This is a genomic window from Rothia sp. P13129, from assembly GCF_048512865.1.
Lineage (GTDB): Bacteria > Actinomycetota > Actinomycetes > Actinomycetales > Micrococcaceae > Rothia.
Map to the genome: position 1 here is coordinate 62,860 of NZ_JBLXYA010000007.1, position 23,686 is coordinate 86,545.

Genomic DNA, 23,686 nt, shown 5'->3' on the forward strand with positions numbered 1-23,686 from the left:
GCGGATGGGGTGCCACACTACCATGCACCTGATAATGGTGCTCGGGTTCTTTCCGAAAGATAAGAAGAGAAAAAGAGAATATGTCTAATCTCCCCGCAACAAAGTCTCGTGGCTTTGGCAGACTACTCATCGTGATTTATTGGGTGTTTTCTTTGTCTGCAACTGCCCGAGCTGGATACCAGCTGATTCGTAAGTTTGACCAAGCTCCAGTGTCTATTACGCTTTCTGCAATCTCTGCGGTGGTGTATATTGTGGCAACTATTTTTCTTGCTCGAAAAGATGCAACCTCGTGGAAGCTCGCTGTTGGGGCAGTCAGCTTTGAACTAGTAGGTGTTGTGTCGGTGAGTATCCTTTCGTATGCGCGCCCTGACTTATTTCCTCTAGCGAGCGTGTGGTCTCACTTCGGTCAAGGGTATGGGTATATACCGTTGGTATTGCCTATCGTTGGTCTTTGGTGGTTGATGCGTACTCGGAAGCTTTCTACACCTTAATGGTGCATGCTATACCAGCTCGTAAGCTCTGAAACTTTTCTGTGAGTGTGTCCTGAACCGTGATGTGTTCTTGTGGTACGGGGTTCATTGCGTAGGATAGAGATAAGAGAACCAAACTCAAGGAGAACTGTGGACGTCTACCGTCATCTCAACGATATACCTGAACAAGGTGCACCTTCTGTGGTGACTTTAGGGAACTTTGACGGTGTGCATACCGGTCATGTTGCTGTACTCAAAACTGTTGTTGAGTATGCGCAAAAACATGCGTTGCGGTCGGTTGCTATTTCTTTTGACCCTCACCCAGCGCGGGTTCATCGTCCAGAGGTTTCTTTGGAAGAGATTATGGGTCAAGAAGATCGCCAAATTTTCTTAGAAGAGGTGGGTATTGACCATTATCTTCTCATGGAATACACTCACGATTTTTCTCTTCAAAGTCCTGAAGATTTCGTAGAGTCTACTTTCATACAATCTCTTAACGCTAAATATGTGGTGATTGGTGAAGACGTACGTTTTGGGCGGAATAATAGTGGCGATTTAGCTACGATGCGCCAGCTTGGGCAACGTTATGGGTTTGACGTTGTGACCATTTCCGACCTTAAAACAGGTGATGGGCAGCGAGTGTCCTCGACCCGTATTCGTGAATTATTAGCGCAGGGTAAGGTACGTCAGGCTTCCGAGCTTCTAGGGCGTCCTCACCGTATGCGTGGAGAGATTGTTCATGGTGCAGCTCGTGGACGTTTATTAGGTTTTCCCACGGCAAATATGTCTGCTGAGGCTGAAGGCTTCATACCAGCTGATGGCGTTTATGCAGGATGGCTGATAGATGAACAGGGAACTCGTCACCCTGTGGCAACATCGGTTGGGACGAATCCAACGTTTGAAGGTATTACACGCCGACAAGTTGAGGCTCATGTGTTAGGTCGTCCTGATGAGCCTATTGAAAACTTTAATCTTTATGGCCAACATGTTGTTTTAGAGTTTACGGAGCATCTTCGGGACATGGTTGCTTATACCGGTGTTGACGCTTTGGTTGAACAGATTGCTCAAGACGTCGTTGATGCTGAACGTGTTCTCTTATCGAAAGACGTATCAGCTTAGAATAGTCGTGAATATACACGTGGGGGTGAACCGTTACAGGTTCACCCCCACGTGTATGGTCAAGGATTTTTTACATTTCTTCGTGCTCTCGTGGATCGTACCCTTTGCACGGGGCGACTTTATCGTATTCGGTAATACGTTTCATCTGTTCAGGGTTGAGTTCCCACGTGAAGACGTCGATATTCTCTTCCATGCGTTGTGGGTTAGCACTCTTAGGGATAGGTACCATCTGTTGTTGTACTGCCCAGCGAAGTGCAACCTGTGCTGGGGTGACCCCAAGTTGCTGTGCAATGTCAGCAAATACTGCGTCATTTTTGAGGGTTTTCATACGGCCTAATGGTGACCAGCATTGGGTAATAATTGCATTTTGGGCGTTGTACTCGGAGAGCTCTTTTTGACGGTAGAAGGGGCTTAGCTCAATTTGGTTGACGGCGGGGGTGACACCGCTGTCTGCCACGATACGTTCAATATGTTCGGGGAGGAAATTTGAGACTCCGATAGAACGAATTTTTCCTTCTTCTTGCATACGTACTAACGCTTTCCACGTGGGTACGTAGAGGTTTTGAGAAGGGTTAGGCCAGTGAATGAGGCACAGGTCAAGATACTCAACTTTGAGACGTTCTAAAGATGAGTGAACCGAATTAATCGTGGCGTCAAAGCCGTGGTCACGCCCTGGTATTTTGGTGGTGACGAAAAGTTCTTCTCGATCAACTCCGCATCGTTGAATAGCTTGCCCTACACCGTGTTCGTTGCGATAGTTTTGTGCGGTGTCAATGAGTCTGTATCCTCGTCGGATAGCTTCTGCAACGGCAACTTCTGCTTGCACATCGTCCATACCGTAGGTGCCTAAGCCGATGGGCGGAATAGTATTTCCGTCACGCATAATGTGGTCTTGCATCTTAACCTTCCCCTGACAATTATTTCTTTATTTTTTCTATCATACGGAGTATGTATTGCGCTGAACGTGGAGCGACGATGTCCATGGAAAGATGAAAATCTTGGTCTGCAGCTGGTCCACAAAGATCTGAGACGCATCGGACTGCGATAAATGGTACGCGATAGCTGTAGCATACTTGGGCGATTGCGGTGGTTTCCATATCGGTAGATAGGGCAGTGGGGAAGACCGCTCGCGTGTCTTTGACGTTATGTGCAGTGACGAAAGAACCGCCAGCTAACATTAATCCAATTTTGACCGGGTGAGTGCTTTCTGCTTCTACAGTGCGTGCATTCTCTAGGAGTTCGGTATTGCTGTCGTAGTATGTTGGCATGCTGGGTACTTGTCCGCGTTCGTACCCGAATGCGGTGGCGTCTGCATCGGTGTAGGTGTATTGTGTGCCGATGATGACATCCCCAACGTTAACGTTTTGGTGGAGTCCTCCGGCTGTTCCACCGCATAGGACTGCGCTGGGATGTTTAATCTGTGAGAGGGCGAAACTGGTCGCGCTGGCGGCATTAACTAACCCGATTTTTGAGCGCACAAGCAAAATGGGGTGTGCTGTTTCTTGGTGCATATAGTAGCGGGGGAAGAACTCTGCTTCTCCGATGGTGTAGCTAGATGCCGCTTCGACGGTGCTATCGAGTAGCGGTGCAGCTTCTTCGTCCATAGCGACTTGGACGATGGTAGCGTGCGAGAATGCTTCTGGTAGGTCAGGTGTTGTATGTTCCATATGTCTTATTCTCTCTCACCTCTATGTTTTTAGCTACTGGGGTGGGTATCTCTCATCTTGTTTGGGCGGGGTGCGAGAGATTATTCGGGTTTTACTCTGGTGTTTCTCAGGAGTGAACCATAGACTACAGAAGATGACTTTTGGCAGGTCGATACAAGAAAAATGTATTGACTGTGATTCCTTTGAGGAGAATAAGATGAGCGTGATGGTTCCTACGATTGCTAGCGTTACTGGTTTGATGGGCGGTTATAAGATTGCTCGTGTGACGGGTGTTCGTGCTCTTGGTGGTGTTGTGCTTGCTGCCGGTGGTGCTGTTGCGTATTCGGGGTGGAAGAAGAATGCGGGAACCTCTACTGCTCTTGCTTTAACGGGTGTGTATCTTGGTAGTTTTGGTTATTCTCATGTTCTTGCTCATAAGATTGGGGCGTGGCCTTCGGTGTGTGCTGTAACAGGTGCGACGGCTGCTGCCTCTGTGGTGTTTGGTCGTCAGGGGCGTTAACGTCTTGTATGGGGTTTTGTGACGGTAGTTGTCGTAGTTTTTTGAGTTTTAGTGTTTCTTATATCTCATATATGAGAATAACTATGCATTATTTTGTGTATTTATGTAACAATGAGGGGTCAGATTGATTCCCTAATTATTCAGGAATAGCTCATGAATGCTACCGCCTCCCCATCAACACCGGATACTTCCTCAGCGCTGAGGCGAGGACTATCTCTTCGCCACATCCTTTTTATCGCCCTCGGTTCAGCCATCGGAACCGGACTCTTCTACGGTTCTGCCTCAGCCATTTCTCTTGCTGGGCCCTCCGTCCTTTTGGCATATATGATCGGCGGCGCAGCTGTTTTTATGGTCATGCGCGCGATGGGGCAGATGGCTCTAGCACATCCTGTCTCAGGTGCATTCTCTGAATACGCCACTCGATACCTTGGCCCTTGGGCAGGCTTCACCACCGGATGGACCTATGCATTTGAAATGGCACTTGTCGCTATCGCAGACGTGACAGCTTTTGCCGTTTACATGCAGTTTTGGTTTCCATCTTCTCCTGCATGGGTATGGATTGGCGTAGTTCTATTGCTCATCATGGCCATTAACCTTGTCCAGATTAAAGCTTTCGGAGAAAGTGAGTTCTGGTTTACCACCATCAAAGTCGGCGCAATTATTGCGATGATTGCCGGTGGTATTGTGCTAATGCTCGTCGGCACCCAATCCGTTGCCGGAAACACCGCCTCCATTACAAATCTTTGGAGTCACGGGGGATTCTTCCCTCACGGCATTGCCGGTTTTGTCGCTTGCTTCACCGTTGTGATGTTCGCCTTCGGTGGTATTGAAACAATTGGTATTGCTGCTGGAGAAGCAGAAAATCCTCAAGTTTCTATTCCGAAAGCCGTCAATACCACGCCTGTGCGTATTCTTCTTTTCTACGTTTTAGCGCTAACTGTCATTATGTCTTTGATTCCTTGGAACCAGATTCAAGGGCAGAGTTCACCTTTCGTACAAATTTTTAGCGCATTAGGTATTCCAGCAGCAGCTCATATTCTTAACTTTGTTGTGCTCACAGCGGCTGTTTCTGCTATCAACGCTGATGTTTATGGTGCTGGTCGTATGCTGTATGGTCTTGCCCAACAAAAAATGGCACCTCAGACGTTTACTCGTACCGCGAAAAATGGGGTTCCCTACATGACTGTTGTATGCACAGGTTTAGTCCTTATCGTGGGTGTTTTCGTTAACGTCTTCTTTGAAAATGCGTTCTTAGTGGTTGCTTCTCTTGCAACTTTTGCAACGGTCATGGTGTGGGTCATGATTCTCCTATCTCATATCGCTTTTGCGCGAAAGAGCCAGCATAACGTTTCTTCGCGTGGCTCTTATGTGGCATTGGCATTCATGGCCTTTATTGTGCTGCAATTTGCATTCTTTGCAGATACCCGTTTAGCACTGGTTGTTGGTTCTATTTGGTGTGTATTCCTTGGCGTATTTTATGTAACTTTTGTCAAAAAGAATCAAGGAAGTTCGCTCCTGTAGTTCTCCTAGCGTTTTCTTTCAGGTAGAGTAAGAGAGATATGAGACTGCAGTCCGTGGTTGTCTCATAGTGTTCTTATTACTTCTCGGCTCTTAGCGTTGCTAAATCTGAGGCGTAATATAACGAATCCCCGACAACAAAAATGTTGTTCGGGCCGTACACGGCACTAACTCTAGGAGTTATAACAGTGGCGCTAGATCCCGCAGTTAAACAGGAAATTATCAAGGAATACGCAACTCACGAAGGTGACACCGGTTCACCCGAGGTGCAGATTGCAGTTTTGACTCGTCGTATCACCGACTTGACCGAACACTTGAAATTCCACAAACACGATCACCACTCTCGTCGTGGCTTGATGATCCTCGTTGGTCGTCGCCGCAACATGCTTGGCTACCTCAAGAGTGTTGACATCGAACGTTACCGTGCTCTTATCGAGCGTCTCGGTATCCGCCGATAAACAATAAACTTTGGGAGGGCGAAACCGGTGTAACATACTCTAACGGCTACGGCGATAAGAGTATGAAACGTCGGTGACGCCCTCTTTCGGCTTTAGAGAGTTTCCTAAACCTCTCAAAAGCCGTCACCTACTAAAAACAAAAAAATAAGAACCGATACTCACTCAGAGGATTGACCGGTCCTCGGTTGCGGTTTGCGGAGCACCACATCAACTCGTGCGTGTGCCGAAAACTTCCATCGAAGATCGATCTTGTCTGAGAGAGATATCGGCAGAGAAGAAATGGAGGAACCTTGGAAGGTCCCGAAATTAAATTTGCAGAAGCTATTATCGACAACGGAAAATTCGGTACTCGTACCGTCCGTTTTGAAACTGGACGTCTCGCAAAACAAGCAGCAGGTTCAGCTCTCGTCACCATCGACGAAGACACCACCTTGCTTTCCGCTACCGCTATTAGCAAGTCTCCACGCGAAGGCTTTGACTTCTTCCCGCTGACCGTAGACGTCGAAGAACGCATGTACGCAGCAGGAAAGATTCCTGGCTCATTCTTCCGCCGTGAAGGACGCCCCACCACCGAAGCAATCCTTGCAGCACGCCTCATCGACCGCCCACTTCGTCCAGCCTTTACCAAAGGTATCCGCAACGAAGTTCAAGTAGTCGTTACCGTTCTGACCATTGACCCTGACGAAATCTACAACACCGTAGCAATCAACGCAGCATCATGCTCCACCACTCTATCGGGCGCTCCATTTAGTGGTCCTATCGGTGGTGTGCGTATCGCCCTCATCGACGGACAATGGGTGTGCTTCCCGAAACATTCACAGCTGGAAAACGCCGTTTTCGATATGGCTGTTGCTGGTCGTATCGTCACCAAAGCTGATGGAACAGAAGACGTTGCCATCATGATGGTTGAAGCAGAAGCAACCGACAATTCTTGGACACTCATTAAAGATAACGGTCAGCAAGCACCCACCGAAGAGGTTGTTGCACAAGGCCTCGAAGCAGCAAAACCCTTCATCAAAGCGCTATGCGAAGCTCAGCTAGCCCTTAAGAATGAAGCAGGTAAAGAGCCTCTTGATCTACCAACTTTCGGTTCACACGACGAAGACGTAGACAACGCTGTCAAGAACTTTGCAGCAGACAAGCTCGTTGAAGTGTACTCCATCGCTGGTAAACAAGAACGCGAACAGGCTGCTACAGAACTACAAACTGCGCTACTTGAAGCACTCACCGCTGAAGGACAAGAGTTCGAAGGCCGTGAAGACGAAGTAGAAGCAGCTTTTGCCGCTTTGACAAAGCACACCGTACGTCAGCGTATTCTTACCGAACAGGTACGTATTGATGGACGTGGTCTCACCGATATCCGCCAGCTGACCGCCGAAGTTGAAGTTCTTCCTCGCGTACACGGCTCAGCAATCTTCGAACGCGGAGAAACCCAGATTATGGGTGTCACCACGTTGAACATGCTCAAGATGGAACAGCAGCTTGACTCTCTACACCCTGTCAAAGCAAAACGCTACATCCACCACTACAACTTCCCCCCATACTCCACCGGCGAAACCGGTCGTGTTGGCTCACCGAAACGACGCGAAATCGGACACGGTGCTCTAGCAGAACGTGCCCTTACACCAGTGCTGCCTTCTCGTGAAGAATTCCCTTACGCAATCCGTCAGGTTTCTGAAGCTCTTGGCTCCAACGGCTCCACATCTATGGGTTCTGTATGTGCTTCAACCCTTTCACTACTCAACGCAGGTGTACCGCTACGTGCACCTGTTGCAGGTATTGCTATGGGACTTGTCTCCGATGAGGTTGACGGAGAAACCCGCTACGCAGCATTGACCGACATCCTTGGCGCAGAAGATGCTCTAGGCGATATGGACTTCAAAGTTGCCGGAACCAGCGAGTTCGTCACCGCAATTCAGCTCGATACCAAACTCGACGGCATCCCCGCATCTGTTCTTGCCGCAGCGCTAACTCAAGCTCGTGAAGCACGCCTTCACATCCTCGAAGTTCTCAACGCAGCTATCGACGCCCCCGACGAGATGAGCGACTACGCTCCTCGCGTGATTTCGGTACAAGTTCCTGTCTCAAAGATTGGTGAAGTCATTGGTCCTAAGGGCAAGATGATTAACCAGATTCAAGAAGATACCGGAACCGATATCTCCATCGAAGATGACGGAACCGTCTACATCGGCGCAGTGGACGGGCCTTCAGCAGAAGCTGCTCGTGCGGCAGTGAATGCTATCGCGAACCCACAGGTTCCCGAAGTCGGCGAACGCTACCTCGGAACCGTCGTCAAGACCACAACTTTTGGGGCGTTTATCTCTTTGACTCCCGGTAAAGACGGTCTGTTGCACATTTCTGAACTTCGTAAGCTCAACGACGGCAAACGAGTCAACGATGTTGAAGATGTTGTCTCAGTGGGACAGAAGATTCAGGTTGAAATCGCCAAAATCGATGATCGTGGCAAGCTATCTCTTGCTCCTGTCGTCGCCGGCGAAGAAAACACCGACGAAGAAGAAAACGACAACGAATAATCTCGTAGGTCGTTTCTGAAAAGACGCTACATCTGTAGCGTATTGTTTCAGTAGCCTGCATAAGTGTCTTATGTACTTGTGCAGGCTACTCTTTTATAAGTTTTTAACCTTTCTAGAACAACGCCCAAAAATATACCCCCCATCTAACGGTAAAAGCTGAGCGGGCTGAATAACAGACTTAAAACACACACATTTAGGGGAATAATGGCTATATTGCTTCCAACTTCATGGAACGAACTTCGTGATGAACTAGACTACGAAAACGGAAAAATCATCGAACAAGGAGAAGGCGGCCACGAAGTCCGTCGTTCTGTTCTACCTGGTGGTATTCGAGTCATCACCGAAAAAATGCCAGCATTACAAAGTGTCTCTTTAGGTTTTTGGGTAGGTGTCGGCTCACGAGATGAACAAGCTGGAATGTACGGTTCCACCCACTTCCTCGAACACCTCCTCTTCAAAGGAACCGCTCAACGAACAGCTCTAGATATCGCCGAAGCCTTTGACAGCGTCGGCGGAGACTCCAACGCCTTCACCGCAAAAGAACAGACCTGCTACTATGCTCGAGTTCTGACAAAAGATATGCCCCTCGCCATAGACGTCATGGCAGATATGCTGGCGCACTCTTTACTGGATGAAGAACTTTTAGAAAAAGAACGCCAAGTGATTCTTGAAGAACTTGCTATGGGCCAAGACGACCCTGTAGACGTAGCATTCGAAAGTTTCACAGAACAACTCCTTGGCACACACCCATTAGGGCGACCCGTGGGCGGTACGGTAACCGAAATTGAAGATGTACCTCGCCAATCTGTGTGGGAACACTACCGCCACTACTACACCCCTGAACAGCTAGTTATTACCGCCGCTGGTGGGTTAGAACACCGCGAGGTCGTCCAACAGGTTCTCGAAGCATTCTCTCGGTACGGCTGGGAACTACCCGAGAACACTGCTCCTATTGAACGACGCGCTCAAGGAATCAGTCATATCGCTGATGGAATAAACCACAAAATTATTGATAAAGGTTGCGAACAAACACACATCTTATTGGGCGTTCACGGCATTATCTCTCAAGACGATAGACGCTATGCACTGAACGTTTTAAACTCAGCTTTTGGGGGAGGGATGTCCTCACGTCTTTTCCAAGAAGTTCGTGAAAAACGTGGACTAGCATATTCGACCTCTGCCTTCTCGAACTCATACTCTGATGCCGGAATTTTTGGTATGTACGCAGGATGTTTACCCGATAAAGCTGAACAGGTACAAGAAATCCTCCGAACAGAATTCGATAAGCTAGCTCAAGACGGCCTACACCCAGAAGAGCTGAAAAAAGTAATTGGGCAGATGCAAGGCTCTATGTTGCTTGGTTATGAAAGTCCTGAATCACGTATGACTCGTTTAGGGGTTATCGAATTAGGTTCAGGTATCTATCGAACGTTAGAAGAAAGCAGCCAGAAATTATGTGAGGTCACTTTAGAGCAGGTACAAGAGCTAGCACAATTTCTCGCCCAACAAGAGATGACAACAACAATCGTCCGATAGAACACTCCAGATTCGTGTGCCTATCCGACACACGACAAGACCTTTACCATGCGGGGGAAGTGGCTGGCTGAACAGGTTCTGCCAGCTCTTCCTCCGCCGTATCTTGGCGCTCTAAATCTTTTTCCGCCTGAGCTACTGCTGTAGCAATAGTTTGGGCATAAACCTTTTGACCGATAGCTTGAGGATGCACCCCATCCGAGACAAGATACTCTGGATGACGTTCAGCAGCCTTCGCCCAATCCGCAACAACAATATTCTTCGGATATTTTGCGGCAGCTTCTTTAATGATCTTATTAGAATCTTGAACCCACGTCAGATGCGCAGGAGCAGCACCCGTGACAAGAACAATTTTTCGTTGACCATGATCCGAAATATCTTTAACGAGCTGGTCAATCTCCTCCATCGAATACGTAGAATTAGTTGTTACCGAAAGTACGACAACAGAACCTAATTGTCCATGCTCGTTCAGACGAGAAATCACGGGGAAAGCTTTGACGATAGTGCGAGAGACTTCTCCGTCAATAATCGCTTCAGGCAACGCCTCGTGAAGGGCCTCTGCCGAAGCTAAAGACACTGAATCCCCAATAACCGTTACCGAAGGATTCTCTTCCTTCCTCGTCGCTTGTTTAGAGGAGCTTTCTTTCTCCGTAGCAGCCACAGAATCAGCGTCGGGTGCAGGCGTGGGCTTTGGGGCGGCGATATGTTCTTCATGCGCCTTTTGCGCTTGTGCTCCAGCTGCCACAATATCTTCTGCAGAGGTTGTCTTGGGTGCGGTAATGACTGCCGCTGTGGTAGCAGCAGTACACAGAAGAACCGCACCTAAAGCCACAAAAGAAGGTACTTTTTGTGCGCCAGAGAAAGCACCCCACACGGAGGAAGCACATGCCAGAAAACCGTGTTGGCGGATAGGCTCCTCAACGTACATATATGACAAGCCCGAAATGATTAAAGTCAAAAAGAGAACAAAGAACTCAACCCAAAATTTCTGATGGACACCAAAAGTGTAGTGTGCAAGAACATAGAGCGGCCAATGCCAGAGGTAAATACCGTAAGAACGTCGCCCAATCCACACTAAAGGAGCCCACGAAAGAACCTGACGTAGAACATCTGAAGCAGGATTATGCACGTCAGGTAAGAGAGCCTGAATCACCGCCAACGCTAGGAAACCAGCAAAGAACAATCCACCAGGCATAAAAAATATTTGGGTCTGTTCTAAAAGCGTTGCATAAAGTGCTAAACCAAAAAGGGCTAACCAACCGGCACCTGAACGTAAAGCACCCTGCCAATGCTCCCCATAACCGACCAGCTGATATAAACGAGAATCAGCTGGAGGATACATGCTCCACGGAATCATCAGCGCTAAAAGAACACCCAACATCAAAGGAAAAAGATGCGTATCCGTACCATAGTAGATACGGTTTGGAGAAACCTCGAAAACGTTGAGAACAACACATAATAGAACCGATAGCAACCCCAAAATAACGGGGATAAGCGCACGACGACTCCACCGCGAAACAAACATGAAAACAATAACAAGCACTACCGGCCACAGAATATAAAACTGCTCTTCAACCGCTAAAGACCAGAAATTAGTGAGCAACTCAGGGGAAGTCTGTGTGAAATAATCATTGCCAGAAAAAATATAGAGCCAGTTAGAAGAAAAAGTGAACGCACCAAAAATTTGACGCCCCAGATTCACCTGCGCATCATGGCCAATGATGAGCGTAAGCGTACCAACAACAATGATGAGCAGAACAATCGCTGGAATGAGTCGACGAGCACGACGAACCCAAAAATCAATGATGTTCATCTTGCCGGTGTAGGCACCTTCACGCAAAAGCAAAGCAGTAATGAGGTAACCGGAGATGACGAAAAAAATATCGACACCAATCATGCCCCCTGGAAGAACTCCCGGCCATAAGTGATAGACCACCACACACAATACGGCTAACGCTCGTAAACCATCTAAACCAGGTAGACGATACTTCCGTTGGCCTTCTGCAGGGTCAACACTGGAATAAAAGACATGCTCTTGATTCAACTGTTACCTCTAATTACCTACTGAGTTACTTCACGAGAAACGAAGTAACTGTATAAGTTTATGGCACAGTTGAGAATATATCCGCAATTTTTCTGCGCTACATTTAGAGTGTTATACAGACGCCGAAGAGAATAACGACCCTCTTACCTGCATCAAAACACACCTCAAGGAGAAAACGTGAGCATGAGCACCCCCTGGAAAGTTGCCATCGCCGGAGCCTACGGAAAAATGGGACAAGAAGCCGTACGAGCCGTAGAAAACGCACCTGACATGGAACTCGTCGCTCAACTTGGCTCTCACGATCCTCTAGAAAAGATGATTGAAGCGCAAGCACAAATTCTGGTAGATCTCACCGTCCCCAATAGCACCGAACAAAACGTCCATTTTGCTATTGAACACGGAATCCATGCCGTCGTTGGAACCACCGGATGGGATGAAGAAAAACTCAACCGGCTTACAGAAAAACTGACACAAAATCCAACAACCGGAGTGCTTATCGCCCCGAACTTCGCCATCGGAGCCATTCTCGCCACAGAATTTGCAGCACGGGCAGCCCAATACTTTGAATCAGTAGAAATTATTGAACTTCACCACCCACAAAAATTTGATGCACCATCTGGTACGGCCGTACACACCGCACATAAAATAGCTCAAGCACGCAAAACAGCAAATCTGCCAGTATCTCCTGACGCTACTGTCACAGACACCGGAAACTCTCGTGGAGCACTCATCGACGACGTCAGAGTACACGCTGTACGCTTGCGAGGGCTCACTGCAAGCCAAGAGATACTTCTCGGAGACGAAGGGCAACAGCTGACCATCCGCCACGACTCCTTTGACCGTTCCTCGTTCATGCCTGGGATATTACTGGGCATCCGAAAAGTCAGCTCTCACCCTGGCTTAACACACGGACTCGACCATTACCTCGAACTGAACTAAAAACCATGAACTCGCTACGAAACTTCACAGCGAGCGCATGTGTGCTCTTAGTCCTCACCATCTTCATACTGCCCTTAGAAAATCACACGAAACTTTCTCTAATCGCGGTTTTAGCCTGTAGCGCTCTATTCCTCTTCTGGGAGGTAACCGGACGAACCAAAGCCTTTGCATGGGCTATCATTATCGCGCTCACTCTTTACCTACTGATGAGCATGAGATATGCTCTGGCTTTATTCCAAGCAGGAACACCCACCGGTTATCTGATGGGCGCTGGCATGATAGGCCTACCAATACTAGGGGGGTGGGCCATGATACGAGAAATACTCTTTGGTATACGTGTTGAAAAACTTGAACAACAACTCCACCTCGACGACACCTCCAACTCGTATCGTGAACTGCTCCAACAATTAGATGACGGACAAGCCCAAGAGCTCTTTAATAGCGTAGAAGATCGTATTAAACACGAACCCCACAGCTGGAAGAACTGGTTTGTTCTTGGACGCATCTATGAAGTACTCAAAGACCGTAAACGGGCCAGAAAATCTATACGTATAGCGCTCGCCTTATCTGAAGGTAAAACACCCGCATCGTTAGAGGTGTAGAGGTGTTAGCGGAGATGATGAGTCGGCAAAATACAAAAACTGAGCAAAAGAGGGTAGTCTAAAGAATATGTCTGAGTCCTTAAACCACACTAAAGGTACGTTTGTTGAGCCGATTTTTGGCAGAATGCTCACCGCTATGGTGACTCCTTTTTCTGCTGACGGCTCTGTTGATGAAGAAAAAACAGCCCAACTGGCACAATACCTTGTTGATCATGGTCACGATGGGTTAGTTGTTTGTGGCACAACAGGCGAGTACTCCACCATGACAGACGAAGAAAATGAGCGGGTTTTCCGTATCGTCAAAGATGCGGTGGGGCAGCGTACCACGATTATTGCTGGTGTTGGTTCTAATGATACTGCCCATACTTTGCATTTGGCTCAGCGTGCTGAAGCAGTTGGTGTTGACGGTCTTTTAGTGGTGACACCGTATTACAATAAACCGACTCAGTCTGGTTTGCTCGGGCATTTTACAGCTATTGCAGATGCTGTACATACTCCTGTAATGCTTTACGATATTCCTGGGCGTGCGGGTATCCCTATCGCTCCAGCTACTTACCAGAAGCTTGCTCAACACGAAAATATTGTTGCTGTCAAAGACGCTAAGGCTGACTTTTCTGCGGCAACAGAAGTGATGGCAACAACCGATTTACAGTTTTATTCTGGTGACGACGGGCTCACCTTGCCATGGTTGGCTATGGGAGCTGTCGGACTGATCGGCGTGACAACTCATATTGCACCGCAATTATTCCGAACATTGATTGATGCCGTCGTCGCTGAAGATTTATCTCGAGCGCAACAGTTGCATCGAGAGCTCACTCCTATTGTTACGGCAACGATGTCGTGCGTTCCAGGGTGTGTAGCTGCCAAAAAGATTCTTACATGGCAAGGACTTTTGGATTCTCCAACGGTTCGCTTGCCACACGTGGAGCCGACGCAAACAGAGGAGACCCTCATGCGTTCTTATCTAGAGCAATCGTCGATAGCTTCCACTCTTATTCGCTAAAAACTCGGATGAAGCGGGTTCATGAACTCTTCTAGTTTGTGGACTCGCTTTTGCCATGACATATATTGAAGGACATAATATTGGCAGTATTTGATACAGAACTTCGCCAACCTAAAAAGTTGAAAAAAGACACTCTACGTGTTGTTCCTCTTGGCGGGCTAGGCGAAGTCGGACGTAACATGACCGTATACGAGATTAACGGCCAGCTTCTCATCGTGGACTGTGGTGTGCTCTTCCCTGAAGAATCACAGCCTGGTGTCGACCTCATTCTGCCCGATTTGAACTACATCAAAGACCGTCTTGACGACATCGCGGCAGTTGTCCTCACCCACGGACATGAAGACCATATCGGTGCGGTACCGTATCTATTGCGCCGTCGCCCTGATATTCCGTTGATTGGTTCTCAGCTAACTTTAGCGTTGGTTGAAGCGAAGCTTGCTGAACACCGCATCAAACCCTATACCCTCACTGTTGTTGAGGGGCAGACCGAAAAAATTGGTCCTTTTGAATGCGAATTTGTGGCTGTTAACCACTCCATTCCAGACGCTTTAGCAGTATTCATTCGTACAGCTGCCGGTAAAGTACTTCATACTGGCGACTTTAAAATGGATCAGCTACCTCTAGACGGTAGGCTCACTGACCTTCGCCATTTTGCGCGTTTAGGAGAAGAAGGCATTGACCTCTTCTTACCAGATTCAACCAACGCTGAAGTTCCTGGTTTCACCCCGACTGAAAAGAACATTGGTAAGGTTCTTTCTCAGGTTTTCCGTGACGCTACCCAGCGTATTATTGTGGCGTCTTTCTCCTCTCACGTGCACCGCGTTCAACAGGTACTTGAAGCTGCCCATGAGCGTGGCCGAAAAGTCGTATTGGTTGGACGTTCAATGGTCCGTAATATGACCATCGCCGAGAAATTGGGATACTTGAAAGTTCCTCCAAATACTTTGGTTGATTTGAAGAAAATTGACCAATACCGTCCTGATGAAATCGTCATGATGTGTACCGGTTCTCAGGGAGAGCCTATGGCAGCTTTATCTCGTATGGCTAATGGGGATCATAAGATTCAGGTTGAACAAGGTGACACTATTGTTCTTGCTTCTTCTTTGATTCCCGGTAATGAGACGAGCGTTTATCGCGTTATTAACTCTTTGTTGAAGCTCGGTGCTGAGGTTATTCATAAGGGCAACGCAAAAGTTCACGTTTCTGGGCATGCGGCTGCTGGAGAGCTGCTGTACTGCTATAACATTCTCAAACCTAAGAACGTTATGCCTGTTCACGGTGAAGTTCGACACCTTATTGCAAATGGTAATTTGGCAATTGAGACGGGTGTTCCTGAAGAAAACGTCTTATTGTGTGAAGGCGGCACTGTTGTTGACTTGGCAGATGGTGTAGCTCAAATCGTCGGTCAAGTACGCTGCGACTACGTTTATGTTGATGGCCGTTCGGTGGGAGAAATTACCGAAGAAGACCTCAAAGACCGCTTGGTCTTGAGTGAAGAAGGCTTTGTCTCTGTTGTTGCTGTGATTGATCGTGAAGCAAAACGCGTGGTCTTCGGGCCAGACATTCACGCTCGAGGAGTCGCTGAAGACGATTCTGTCTTTGAAGATATTGCTCCTAAGATTACCGCTGCTCTTGAAGACGCGTTGCATCTTGCTCCCGAGAAGGTTCATACGACGCATCAACTACAGCAGATTGTCCGCCGTACGATTGGTTCGTGGGTTGCTCGTCGTCTGCGACGTAAACCCATGATTTTGCCAACGGTTTTGGACACTCCTTCGGCAAAGACTTCAACAACTGAATAAGTTAAAGATAAGGTTTAACTTATTAGTTTTTATTCGTTATGATTCAAGCGGGTGAAACGACCTTTGGGAAGGTTTCACCCGCTTGAACCCACTGAAAACTTACGGGATGTATGGCACGCAGAACAGCATCAGCTCAGAAATCGAACACGAAGCGTTCTTCAACACGCACGCAAACTCGAAAGAAGAGCACTACTTCGCGCTCTTCGGCACGTTCAACAGCAAAAGTTGAGCGTCCTTCATGGTTCTCTCGTACCATTCTTGGTACGTGGAATGGTTTTGCGCACCTGATAGGTGGGGCTATTCGACGTATGGGCGAACTCCGCACTGATATTGCACCAGAAGACCGTCGTGACGGAGGCGCTTTAGTCGTTCTGTTAATGGGTCTTATTACTGCCGGTGTTGAATGGTGGGCATGGGGCACCGTTGTTTTACCCTCTTGGGTTGAAACTCCTCTGCATGGGTGGCATGTGCTTGTAGGGGGAGTATGGGGGCAAGGCGCTCTACTCATTCCCTTCTTTGCGGTCTTCTTCGCCGTTCGTATTTTCCGCCATCCGTTAGAGGTTCGTTCGAATAACCGTATTGCTGCTGGGCTGACGATTATGCTCGTTGCAGCGTCGATGGTTGCCGCGAAACTGAATGATTTTCCAACCTTTGCTCAAGGTTTTGAGGGAGTGTGGAACGGCGGTGGCGTTGTTGGGCTGGTGGTTTCTGCTCCTGCGGTACGTCTTGTTGGCGGTATTAACATTCTTGAATGGGTTCTTTGTGGATTTGTCTTTGCCTTAGGTCTGTTGATTGCGACAAAGACTCCACTGCGCCATGTTGGCCCTCGTCTCGTGCATATTATGGGGATTCTCTTAGGAGAGCCTCCTGCTAAAATGCCTAAAAAGCATGAACCTGAAGATAAGGTTGAATCACAGGTTCCGGTGTACCACGACCGTAGTTACCTCTACGAGAACGAAACAACAGCTTCAGAGCCCTCTTCTTCACGTGGCTTACTCGCTTGGTTAGGCTTTGGCAAAAATGCCCACCGAGACACCTCACTGGATCGTTACGACGGAGATGAAGCCTTCGAAACTGCTCTGCTCACTGAAGAACTAGAACCGCACGAACAACTCTCTTCAGAATCTGCTGCACCACCACAAAAAGGTCGTTTTAAACGCCGTTCAGCACGAACCGAGCCTGACACACAAAACTTAGAGACGCTCGCCTCTGCCCAAAAACTTCACAAAAAAACACCTACTATTTCTCAACCCACACCAAAACTCTTTGACCAAGACCAGTGGGCGACAAAAGAAACGAGCACTCTTGACGCTCCTGCTCAGCGTTTAGCGCAAGCTCAACAAGCTGCTATCGTTCATGGGCGACGAGAAGAACCTCAAGAACATGAAAAAATCTTCTCAACGCCTGAAGAACCTGCAACTTCTTACATTGAGCCGTCCTTTGACGCACCAGAACCTGCTGTTGCTAATATAGAGCCACCTAACACGCCAGTAGAGCTAACACCTCCACCGGCTGAAAAAACCGCAACACCAAAGCCCGCAACACCAAAGCCCGAAGTGGCCGAAAAACCTGCAATAAAGTCACCGCTAACAAACAACACTCTTAAACCAGCGGTGCAAGAGGCTCGCCCGCAACAGGTCGTACCGCTATCCACCGGCACTTACGCCCTGCCCGAAGAATCCATGCTGGTGGCAGGACCTCCTGCCAAAGAAAGCTCCGAGGTCAACGCTCAAGTCGTAGAATCTTTGACGAACGTCCTTGAACAATTCAACGTTGACGCAGAAGTGACTGGATTCTCTCGAGGACCTACCGTTACTCGCTATGAAATCGAACTAGGTGCTGGCACTAAAGTTGAACGTGTTACTGCACTATCCAAGAACATTGCTTATGCCGTGGCATCTGCAGACGTACGCATTCTTTCCCCTATCCCCGGTAAATCCGCAATTGGTATCGAAATTCCTAATACCGACCGCGAAACCGTAGCTTTAGGTGACGTACTACGTTCGAGCCAAGCACACCATAACGACCACCCCATGATTATGGGTGTGGGTAAAGACGTTGAAGGTGGATTCGTTCTAGCTAACCTTGCAAAAATGCCGCATATGCTTGTTGCTGGTGCTACCGGTGCCGGTAAATCCTCGTTTGTCAACTCAATGATTACCTCCATCTTGATGAGGGCAACACCAGACCAAGTACGTTTGGTCATGGTCGATCCTAAACGCGTAGAACTGACCGCATATGAGGGTATCCCACATCTGATTACACCCATCATTACGAACCCTAAGAAAGCTGCTGAAGCTTTGCAATGGGTTGTTCGTGAGATGGACGCTCGCTATGACGACTTAGCACACTACGGTTATAAGCATATTGATGACTTTAACAAAGCGGTCGAAGCTGGAAAGATTCAACCTGACCCAGGTAGCAAACGCACTATCAAAACATACCCGTATCTTTTGGTCATCGTCGATGAGCTTGCTGACTTAATGATGGTTGCTCCACGCGACGTTGAAGAAGCCATCGTTCGCATTACTCAGCTTGCGCGTGCTGCTGGTATCCACCTTGTCCTAGCAACACAGCGTCCTTCTGTTGACGTCGTCACCGGTCTGATTAAAGCGAACGTTCCTTCTCGTATGGCGTTTTCGACGTCTTCAGTCACCGACTCTCGAGTGGTCTTGGATCAGCCCGGTGCTGAGAAACTCATTGGGCAAGGTGACGCTCTATTCTTGCCGATGGGTGCTTCAAAACCGATGCGTGTACAGGGCGCTTGGGTGAGTGAATCAGAAATTCATCAGATTGTTGAACACGTCAAGACTCAGATGCCGGTGAACTACCGTGAAGATGTTCTACAATCGGCGCCGAAGAAACATATAGATGACGACATTGGCGACGACCTTGACGTTCTCTTGCGTGCTGCCGAGCTGATTGTGACCACACAATTTGGTTCTACCTCAATGTTGCAACGCAAACTGCGTGTAGGCTTTGCTAAAGCAGGACGTCTGATGGACCTCCTAGAATCTCGCGAAATCGTTGGCCCCTCAGAAGGCTCGAAAGCACGTGATGTCCTTGTTCCACCTGAAGAATTACCCGCTGTGCTTGCACGTTTACGAGGTGAAGATGTGCCAGAGCCATCTGCTGGTTCACAAAATACAGGTGCTGATGAGTACCTGAACGTTGATGAGCCGTCATCGGATGATGACTCAAGCGAAGATGCGTGGAGTTTAACCGGTCGGTAAAAATGACGACAGAATAGAGGAAGGTTCTATCATGGGCAGAAAAAAACAGCAGACGCTATGGAACGTGCCTAATATTCTCACCATGTTGAGAATTGCAATGGTGCCTTTATTTATGGTGCTGTTGCTGGCGTCAGGCCCATATGGGCATTCCTCATCGTCGGCACGCTGGTGGGCAGTTGCTATTTTTGCGCTCGCTATGCTAACGGATTGGCTTGATGGGTATATTGCTCGTTCTCAGAACCTCATCACAAATTTTGGAAAAATTGCAGATCCCATTGCTGACAAATTGTTGACCGGTGCCGCCTTTATCGGATTCTCACTATTGGGCGAGCTGTGGTGGTGGGTGACAGTCGTTATTCTCCTGCGTGAATGGGGAATTACGCTCATGCGTTTCTTTGTGATTCGTTATGGCGTGATGGCCGCTGGCAAGGGTGGAAAACTTAAGACTGTCTTGCAAACTATTGCCGTGATTCTTATGCTTCTTCCGTTAGGTCTATTAGGTTTCTGGGCTTTATTGCCGGGGTATGTGGTATTAGCTGCGGCAACAGTTTTGACGGTAACTACTGGCGTTGAATACGTGCGTCATGCTTTAGAACTGCGTCGTACTGCTCGTAGAAGAAGGTTCTTATGACTTCTCAGACACTTGCGGAACAAGTGGTATTCTATGCGCGACAACGACAGATTCTTATCGCTACTGCCGAGTCTTTGACCGGTGGAATGGTATCGCAACAGTTGTGTTCTGTTGCGGGGGCTTCTTCGGTGTATCGCGGTGGTATCGTTTCGTATGCAACAGATTTGAAGGCAAAACTTTTAGGTGTAGACGAGCAACTTCTAAAACGTGAAGGTGCTGTTCACCCTGAGGTGGCTCAGAGTATGGCTTTTGGTGCTGCTCAAGTGTGTGGGGCTGATTATGCTCTTGCTACGACGGGTGTTGCTGGACCTGAACCGTTGGATGGTCAACCCGTTGGTCGAGTATTTTTGGGTCTTTGTACTCCTGAGGGTAATTTTGCTCAGGGGAAGATGTATCAAGGTACACGTGATGAGATTCGTAAAAGTGCTTGTCAAGATGCTTTAGAACTCTTGTTGGGCTATGTGAAATGATTCAGCAAAAGATGTTTAGCTGAATTTTCAGTAAAACTACAGAAAACTTTGAGATAAAAGGGGAATGAAATAGCCTCTTTGTGCTGTTATATATAATGCATCTTTCAAGAACTTGATGATTCAAAAGTTCTTTGTGAATCAAGATAGTAGATGAGTGCTTGAAGATTCATCATGCGTTAGGCTATAGAAAATATAGCTTCGAAGATTCGAAGCCAGAAATATCAGGAGTTAGGTATAAAAATGACCAAGCAACCCGTATCCGTGAACGGTGTCGTCCGTTGGAAGGATGTGGGTCAGTCCACCAACACTGCACCCACTCAACACGAGCCAAAAGTACTTCTTTTGCGTCAAGCTATTGGTGAGGTGCTTCGCGATGTTCGTCAGCGTCAAGGACGTACGCTTCGTGAAGTTTCGCATAGTGCCCGTGTTTCTCTGGGATATCTTAGCGAGGTGGAGCGTGGGCAGAAGGAAGCTTCTTCTGAGCTTCTTGGTTCTATCTGTCAGGCATTAGATATTCCGTTATCACAGATGTTACGTGAGGTTTCTGACCGCATTTCTGGAGAAGAGCGATTCAGTGTTCCCGATACTGTTCCTACAGAATTTTCAGAGCAGTTTAATCGTGAGTATGGTATTGCTGCAACATCTTCTAAAGATATCCCTGCTGAATGTGCCACAACACGCTAAAGTGTAGCGGTTCATAGAATATGAAGTACGGTTGCTTACTACGGTGGGCAACCGTACTTTATCTGTGAGGACGTCATGCGTTTAAGTGAATTTTGGAGATTGATGGATGATGAGTTTGGTGCTCATTATTCTCGAGTGCTTGCCAAAGATGTTGTGTTGGGTGCTTGTGGTGATGTGACTGCTATCGAAGCGCTAGAGCAAGGTGTTGAGGTGCGTCGAGTATGGGAAGCTGTGTGCGATGTGCAGGATGTTCCTGAGTCTCGTCGTTTGGGGCGAGATATACCACCGCGAAAAAATTAGTAATTTTGTTCTATTTTATTTTCTGTGTTAGTAGAAAATGTGTTCGACAGAGGGTATGCTCTGTATTCGGAGCTTGAAGATATAACGCACGGTATCTTATCCACAGTTTTGTACTTCTCTGTTTTTCAGCGCTAACGCTTGTAGAGTGGTAACTAACAATAACAATAGTCATTCGGACGTGCCGAAGTGAGGTAACACAATATGGCAGCTAAATCTCGAAATACTCAGCAGGTAAGCCGAGTATCTGATGAAGGTCGCGAAAAAGCTTTAGAGACTGTTCTTGCCCAAATCGACAAGAACTACGGTAAAGGCGCTGTGATGCGCCTTGGCGACAAAGAAGCCGTTAAAGTGGAGACTGTCTCAACCGGCGCCTTGTCTCTGGACGCTGCTTTGGGTATTGGCGGATTGCCTCGTGGTCGTGTCATCGAGATTTATGGTCCTGAATCTTCTGGTAAAACAACGGTAGCTTTACACGCCGTTGCTGATGTTCAAAAACGTGGCGGTATCGCTGCATTTATTGACGCTGAGCATGCACTTGACCCAATCTATGCTGCAAAACTTGGTGTCGATACAGATGCCTTGCTTGTTTCTCAGCCTGATACTGGCGAACAAGCTCTAGAAATTATGGACATGCTCGTTGGCTCTGGTTCCGTGGACATTATCGTCGTAGACTCTGTTGCTGCTTTGGTTCCGCGCGCTGAGATTGAAGGCGAAATGGGGGATTCCCACGTTGGTCTACAGGCTCGTTTGATGTCTCAGGCGTTGCGTAAAATTACGGGTCGTTTGGCACAGACCGGTACTACCGCAATTTTCATCAACCAGCTACGCGAAAAAATCGGTGTGTTCTTTGGTTCTCCAGAAACAACAACCGGTGGTAAAGCTCTTAAATTCTATGCTTCCGTTCGTATCGACATTCGTCGTATCGAGACGCTAAAAGACGGTGCGCAGCCTATCGGTAACCGTACTCGAGCTAAAATCGTTAAAAATAAGATGGCTCCACCTTTCAAACAAGCTGAATTCGACATCCTATACGGCGAGGGCATCTCCGTTGAAGGTGGCATTATCGATATGGGCGTTGACAACGGCATCGTTAAAAAATCTGGCGCTTGGTTTACTTACGAGGGTGAACAGCTTGGGCAAGGTAAAGAAAACGTTCGTAAGTTCTTGAAAGACAATCCGGAGCTCACCGAAGAAATTAAATATAAGACCTTAGTTAAACTCGGCATCATCGAAGACGATACGCAGATTGGGGAGAGTGAAATTCAGGAGAGTGACCCTCTCAATAGCTCTTCAGACGGGCTCTAATATTTCTTAGATAGTGGGGTAAGGAGCGTATGCTTCTTACCCCACTATTTATTCGTGAACCATTGACGTTTCATGTTGAGCTATATTGCCTAGCATCAAAGTTGAGGAGAAGAACATGGAATCTTTTGACGAAGAGAACTATCCTTCATGGCACCCTGCAGCATGGGGCGCTGCAGAAGAAGACCTACTTAAAAGTTCTCAGGACTTCTCTGGCTCATCTTCAGCGGGGCAAAACCCTTGGGGTGATCAAAATGCCTCTGAGAGCAAAGATCTCAGCGAAGAACAGAAAGCCCGCGAGTTTACGCACGCAAAAAATATTGTGTACCAGCAACTAGCGGCTTCTGCTAAGTCACGTTTTCAGCTTGAGAAAAAACTATCCGATAAAGGAATCTCTGCAGAAATTGCAGAAGATATTTTGCAACGTTGTGAAGCTGTTGGACTTGTTGACGATGAAGAATACGCCCAGATGTATGTGCGTACAACAGCAACGCTGAAGAAATTATCTCGTGCAGCACTACGACGAGAACTACAAACTAAAGGGATTCGTGAAGAATATATTGAGCAGGCGTTAGCTCAACGTAGCGACACTGACGAATACGAAGATGCTGTGAGCCTTGTGCAAAAGAAATTACGTCCGTCAATGAATTTCAGCGACTATCGAGAAAAAGAGAAAATTATGCGTCGTCTTGTCTCCATGCTAGGACGTAAAGGATACTCTTCTTCTCTGGCATTTTCTGTAGTGCGTTCGGAAGTAGAGCGTATGGTACGCGAACAAGAGCATCTGTCGTATGAGTGAGTATTTGGGTAGGTATGCAGGGGGCACTATAACTAAACGGGGCTGATTGGTTGCTTTGGTATGAGTGACCAAAAACCCG

The 23,686-nt window shown here is 47.8% G+C and carries 21 protein-coding genes; 18 read left to right on the forward strand and 3 right to left on the reverse strand.

Annotated elements, in window-relative coordinates:
* Positions 1-80 precede the first annotated feature (80 nt).
* Positions 81-491: a hypothetical protein gene (locus tag ACN081_RS06035; protein ID WP_419103267.1), complete on the forward strand. Its 411-nt coding sequence runs from the start codon at positions 81-83 to the stop codon at positions 489-491.
* Positions 492-620: 129 nt separating this feature from the next.
* Positions 621-1,589, forward strand: coding sequence for a bifunctional riboflavin kinase/FAD synthetase (locus ACN081_RS06040; RefSeq protein ID WP_419107252.1), 969 nt, complete (start codon positions 621-623; stop codon positions 1,587-1,589).
* Between the two features lie 70 nt (positions 1,590-1,659).
* On the opposite strand, the gene ACN081_RS06045 is transcribed toward ACN081_RS06040, so the two are convergent.
* Positions 1,660-2,487 (reverse strand): aldo/keto reductase, encoded by an 828-nt coding sequence (locus ACN081_RS06045; RefSeq protein ID WP_419103265.1) that lies wholly within the window; start codon positions 2,485-2,487, stop codon positions 1,660-1,662.
* Between the two features lie 19 nt (positions 2,488-2,506).
* Positions 2,507-3,256 (reverse strand): 5'-methylthioadenosine/adenosylhomocysteine nucleosidase, encoded by a 750-nt coding sequence (locus ACN081_RS06050; protein ID WP_419107253.1) that lies wholly within the window; start codon positions 3,254-3,256, stop codon positions 2,507-2,509.
* A 133-nt stretch (positions 3,257-3,389) separates the two neighbouring features.
* Here ACN081_RS06050 and ACN081_RS06055 point away from each other — a divergent pair, with 133 nt between their 5' ends.
* The 5 genes from ACN081_RS06055 (at position 3,390) to ACN081_RS06075 (ending at position 9,801) form a co-directional block, all read left to right on the forward strand.
* Positions 3,390-3,755 carry a hypothetical protein gene (locus tag ACN081_RS06055; RefSeq protein WP_419107254.1) on the forward strand — a complete coding sequence of 122 codons (366 nt, stop codon included), beginning with the start codon at positions 3,390-3,392 and terminating at the stop codon, positions 3,753-3,755.
* Positions 3,756-3,908: 153 nt separating this feature from the next.
* The gene (locus ACN081_RS06060; RefSeq protein ID WP_419103262.1) at positions 3,909-5,276 is read left to right on the forward strand and encodes an amino acid permease; all 1,368 of its coding nucleotides are present in this window, start codon (positions 3,909-3,911) and stop codon (positions 5,274-5,276) included.
* 185 nt (positions 5,277-5,461) lie between these two features.
* Positions 5,462-5,731, forward strand: a complete 270-nt coding sequence (gene rpsO / locus ACN081_RS06065; RefSeq protein WP_419102176.1) for a 30S ribosomal protein S15 — start codon at positions 5,462-5,464, stop codon at positions 5,729-5,731.
* 290 nt (positions 5,732-6,021) lie between these two features.
* Positions 6,022-8,265, forward strand: a complete 2,244-nt coding sequence (locus ACN081_RS06070; protein ID WP_419103261.1) for a polyribonucleotide nucleotidyltransferase — start codon at positions 6,022-6,024, stop codon at positions 8,263-8,265.
* 204 nt (positions 8,266-8,469) lie between these two features.
* Positions 8,470-9,801, forward strand: a complete 1,332-nt coding sequence (locus ACN081_RS06075) for a M16 family metallopeptidase (protein WP_419107255.1) — start codon at positions 8,470-8,472, stop codon at positions 9,799-9,801.
* A 43-nt stretch (positions 9,802-9,844) separates the two neighbouring features.
* On the opposite strand, the gene ACN081_RS06080 is transcribed toward ACN081_RS06075, so the two are convergent.
* The gene (locus ACN081_RS06080; RefSeq protein ID WP_419107256.1) at positions 9,845-11,842 is read right to left on the reverse strand and encodes an acyltransferase family protein; all 1,998 of its coding nucleotides are present in this window, start codon (positions 11,840-11,842) and stop codon (positions 9,845-9,847) included.
* A 183-nt stretch (positions 11,843-12,025) separates the two neighbouring features.
* Between ACN081_RS06080 and dapB the strand changes: the two genes are divergently transcribed.
* The 11 genes from dapB to ACN081_RS06135 all read left to right on the forward strand — a co-directional run bounded on the left by dapB (position 12,026) and on the right by ACN081_RS06135 (position 23,607).
* Positions 12,026-12,781 (forward strand): 4-hydroxy-tetrahydrodipicolinate reductase, encoded by a 756-nt coding sequence (gene dapB, locus ACN081_RS06085; RefSeq protein WP_419107257.1) that lies wholly within the window; start codon positions 12,026-12,028, stop codon positions 12,779-12,781.
* A gap of 5 nt (positions 12,782-12,786) precedes the next feature.
* Entirely contained in the window at positions 12,787-13,383 is a 597-nt protein-coding gene (locus tag ACN081_RS06090) for a hypothetical protein (RefSeq protein WP_419107258.1), read from the forward strand.
* Between the two features lie 67 nt (positions 13,384-13,450).
* The gene (gene dapA, locus ACN081_RS06095; RefSeq protein ID WP_419107259.1) at positions 13,451-14,386 is read left to right on the forward strand and encodes a 4-hydroxy-tetrahydrodipicolinate synthase; all 936 of its coding nucleotides are present in this window, start codon (positions 13,451-13,453) and stop codon (positions 14,384-14,386) included.
* A gap of 80 nt (positions 14,387-14,466) precedes the next feature.
* On the forward strand, positions 14,467-16,188 hold the full coding sequence (locus ACN081_RS06100; RefSeq protein ID WP_419103255.1) for a ribonuclease J: 1,722 nt from the start codon (positions 14,467-14,469) through the stop codon (positions 16,186-16,188).
* 110 nt (positions 16,189-16,298) lie between these two features.
* Positions 16,299-19,421 carry a DNA translocase FtsK gene (locus ACN081_RS06105; protein ID WP_419107260.1) on the forward strand — a complete coding sequence of 1,041 codons (3,123 nt, stop codon included), beginning with the start codon at positions 16,299-16,301 and terminating at the stop codon, positions 19,419-19,421.
* A gap of 31 nt (positions 19,422-19,452) precedes the next feature.
* Positions 19,453-20,052, forward strand: coding sequence for a CDP-diacylglycerol--glycerol-3-phosphate 3-phosphatidyltransferase (gene pgsA / locus ACN081_RS06110; RefSeq protein WP_419107261.1), 600 nt, complete (start codon positions 19,453-19,455; stop codon positions 20,050-20,052).
* Positions 20,049-20,522, forward strand: a complete 474-nt coding sequence (locus tag ACN081_RS06115) for a CinA family protein (protein WP_419107262.1) — start codon at positions 20,049-20,051, stop codon at positions 20,520-20,522. The genes pgsA and ACN081_RS06115 overlap by 4 nt, the downstream gene beginning before the upstream one ends.
* Positions 20,523-20,762: 240 nt before the next feature.
* Positions 20,763-21,206 (forward strand): helix-turn-helix domain-containing protein, encoded by a 444-nt coding sequence (locus ACN081_RS06120; protein ID WP_419103251.1) that lies wholly within the window; start codon positions 20,763-20,765, stop codon positions 21,204-21,206.
* A 75-nt stretch (positions 21,207-21,281) separates the two neighbouring features.
* A complete protein-coding gene (locus ACN081_RS06125; RefSeq protein WP_419103250.1) occupies positions 21,282-21,506 on the forward strand; it encodes a DUF3046 domain-containing protein in 225 nt (74 codons plus the stop codon).
* Positions 21,507-21,707: 201 nt separating this feature from the next.
* A complete protein-coding gene (recA, locus tag ACN081_RS06130; RefSeq protein WP_419103249.1) occupies positions 21,708-22,811 on the forward strand; it encodes a recombinase RecA in 1,104 nt (367 codons plus the stop codon).
* Between the two features lie 115 nt (positions 22,812-22,926).
* Positions 22,927-23,607, forward strand: coding sequence for a regulatory protein RecX (locus ACN081_RS06135; protein WP_419107263.1), 681 nt, complete (start codon positions 22,927-22,929; stop codon positions 23,605-23,607).
* Positions 23,608-23,686 lie beyond the last annotated feature (79 nt).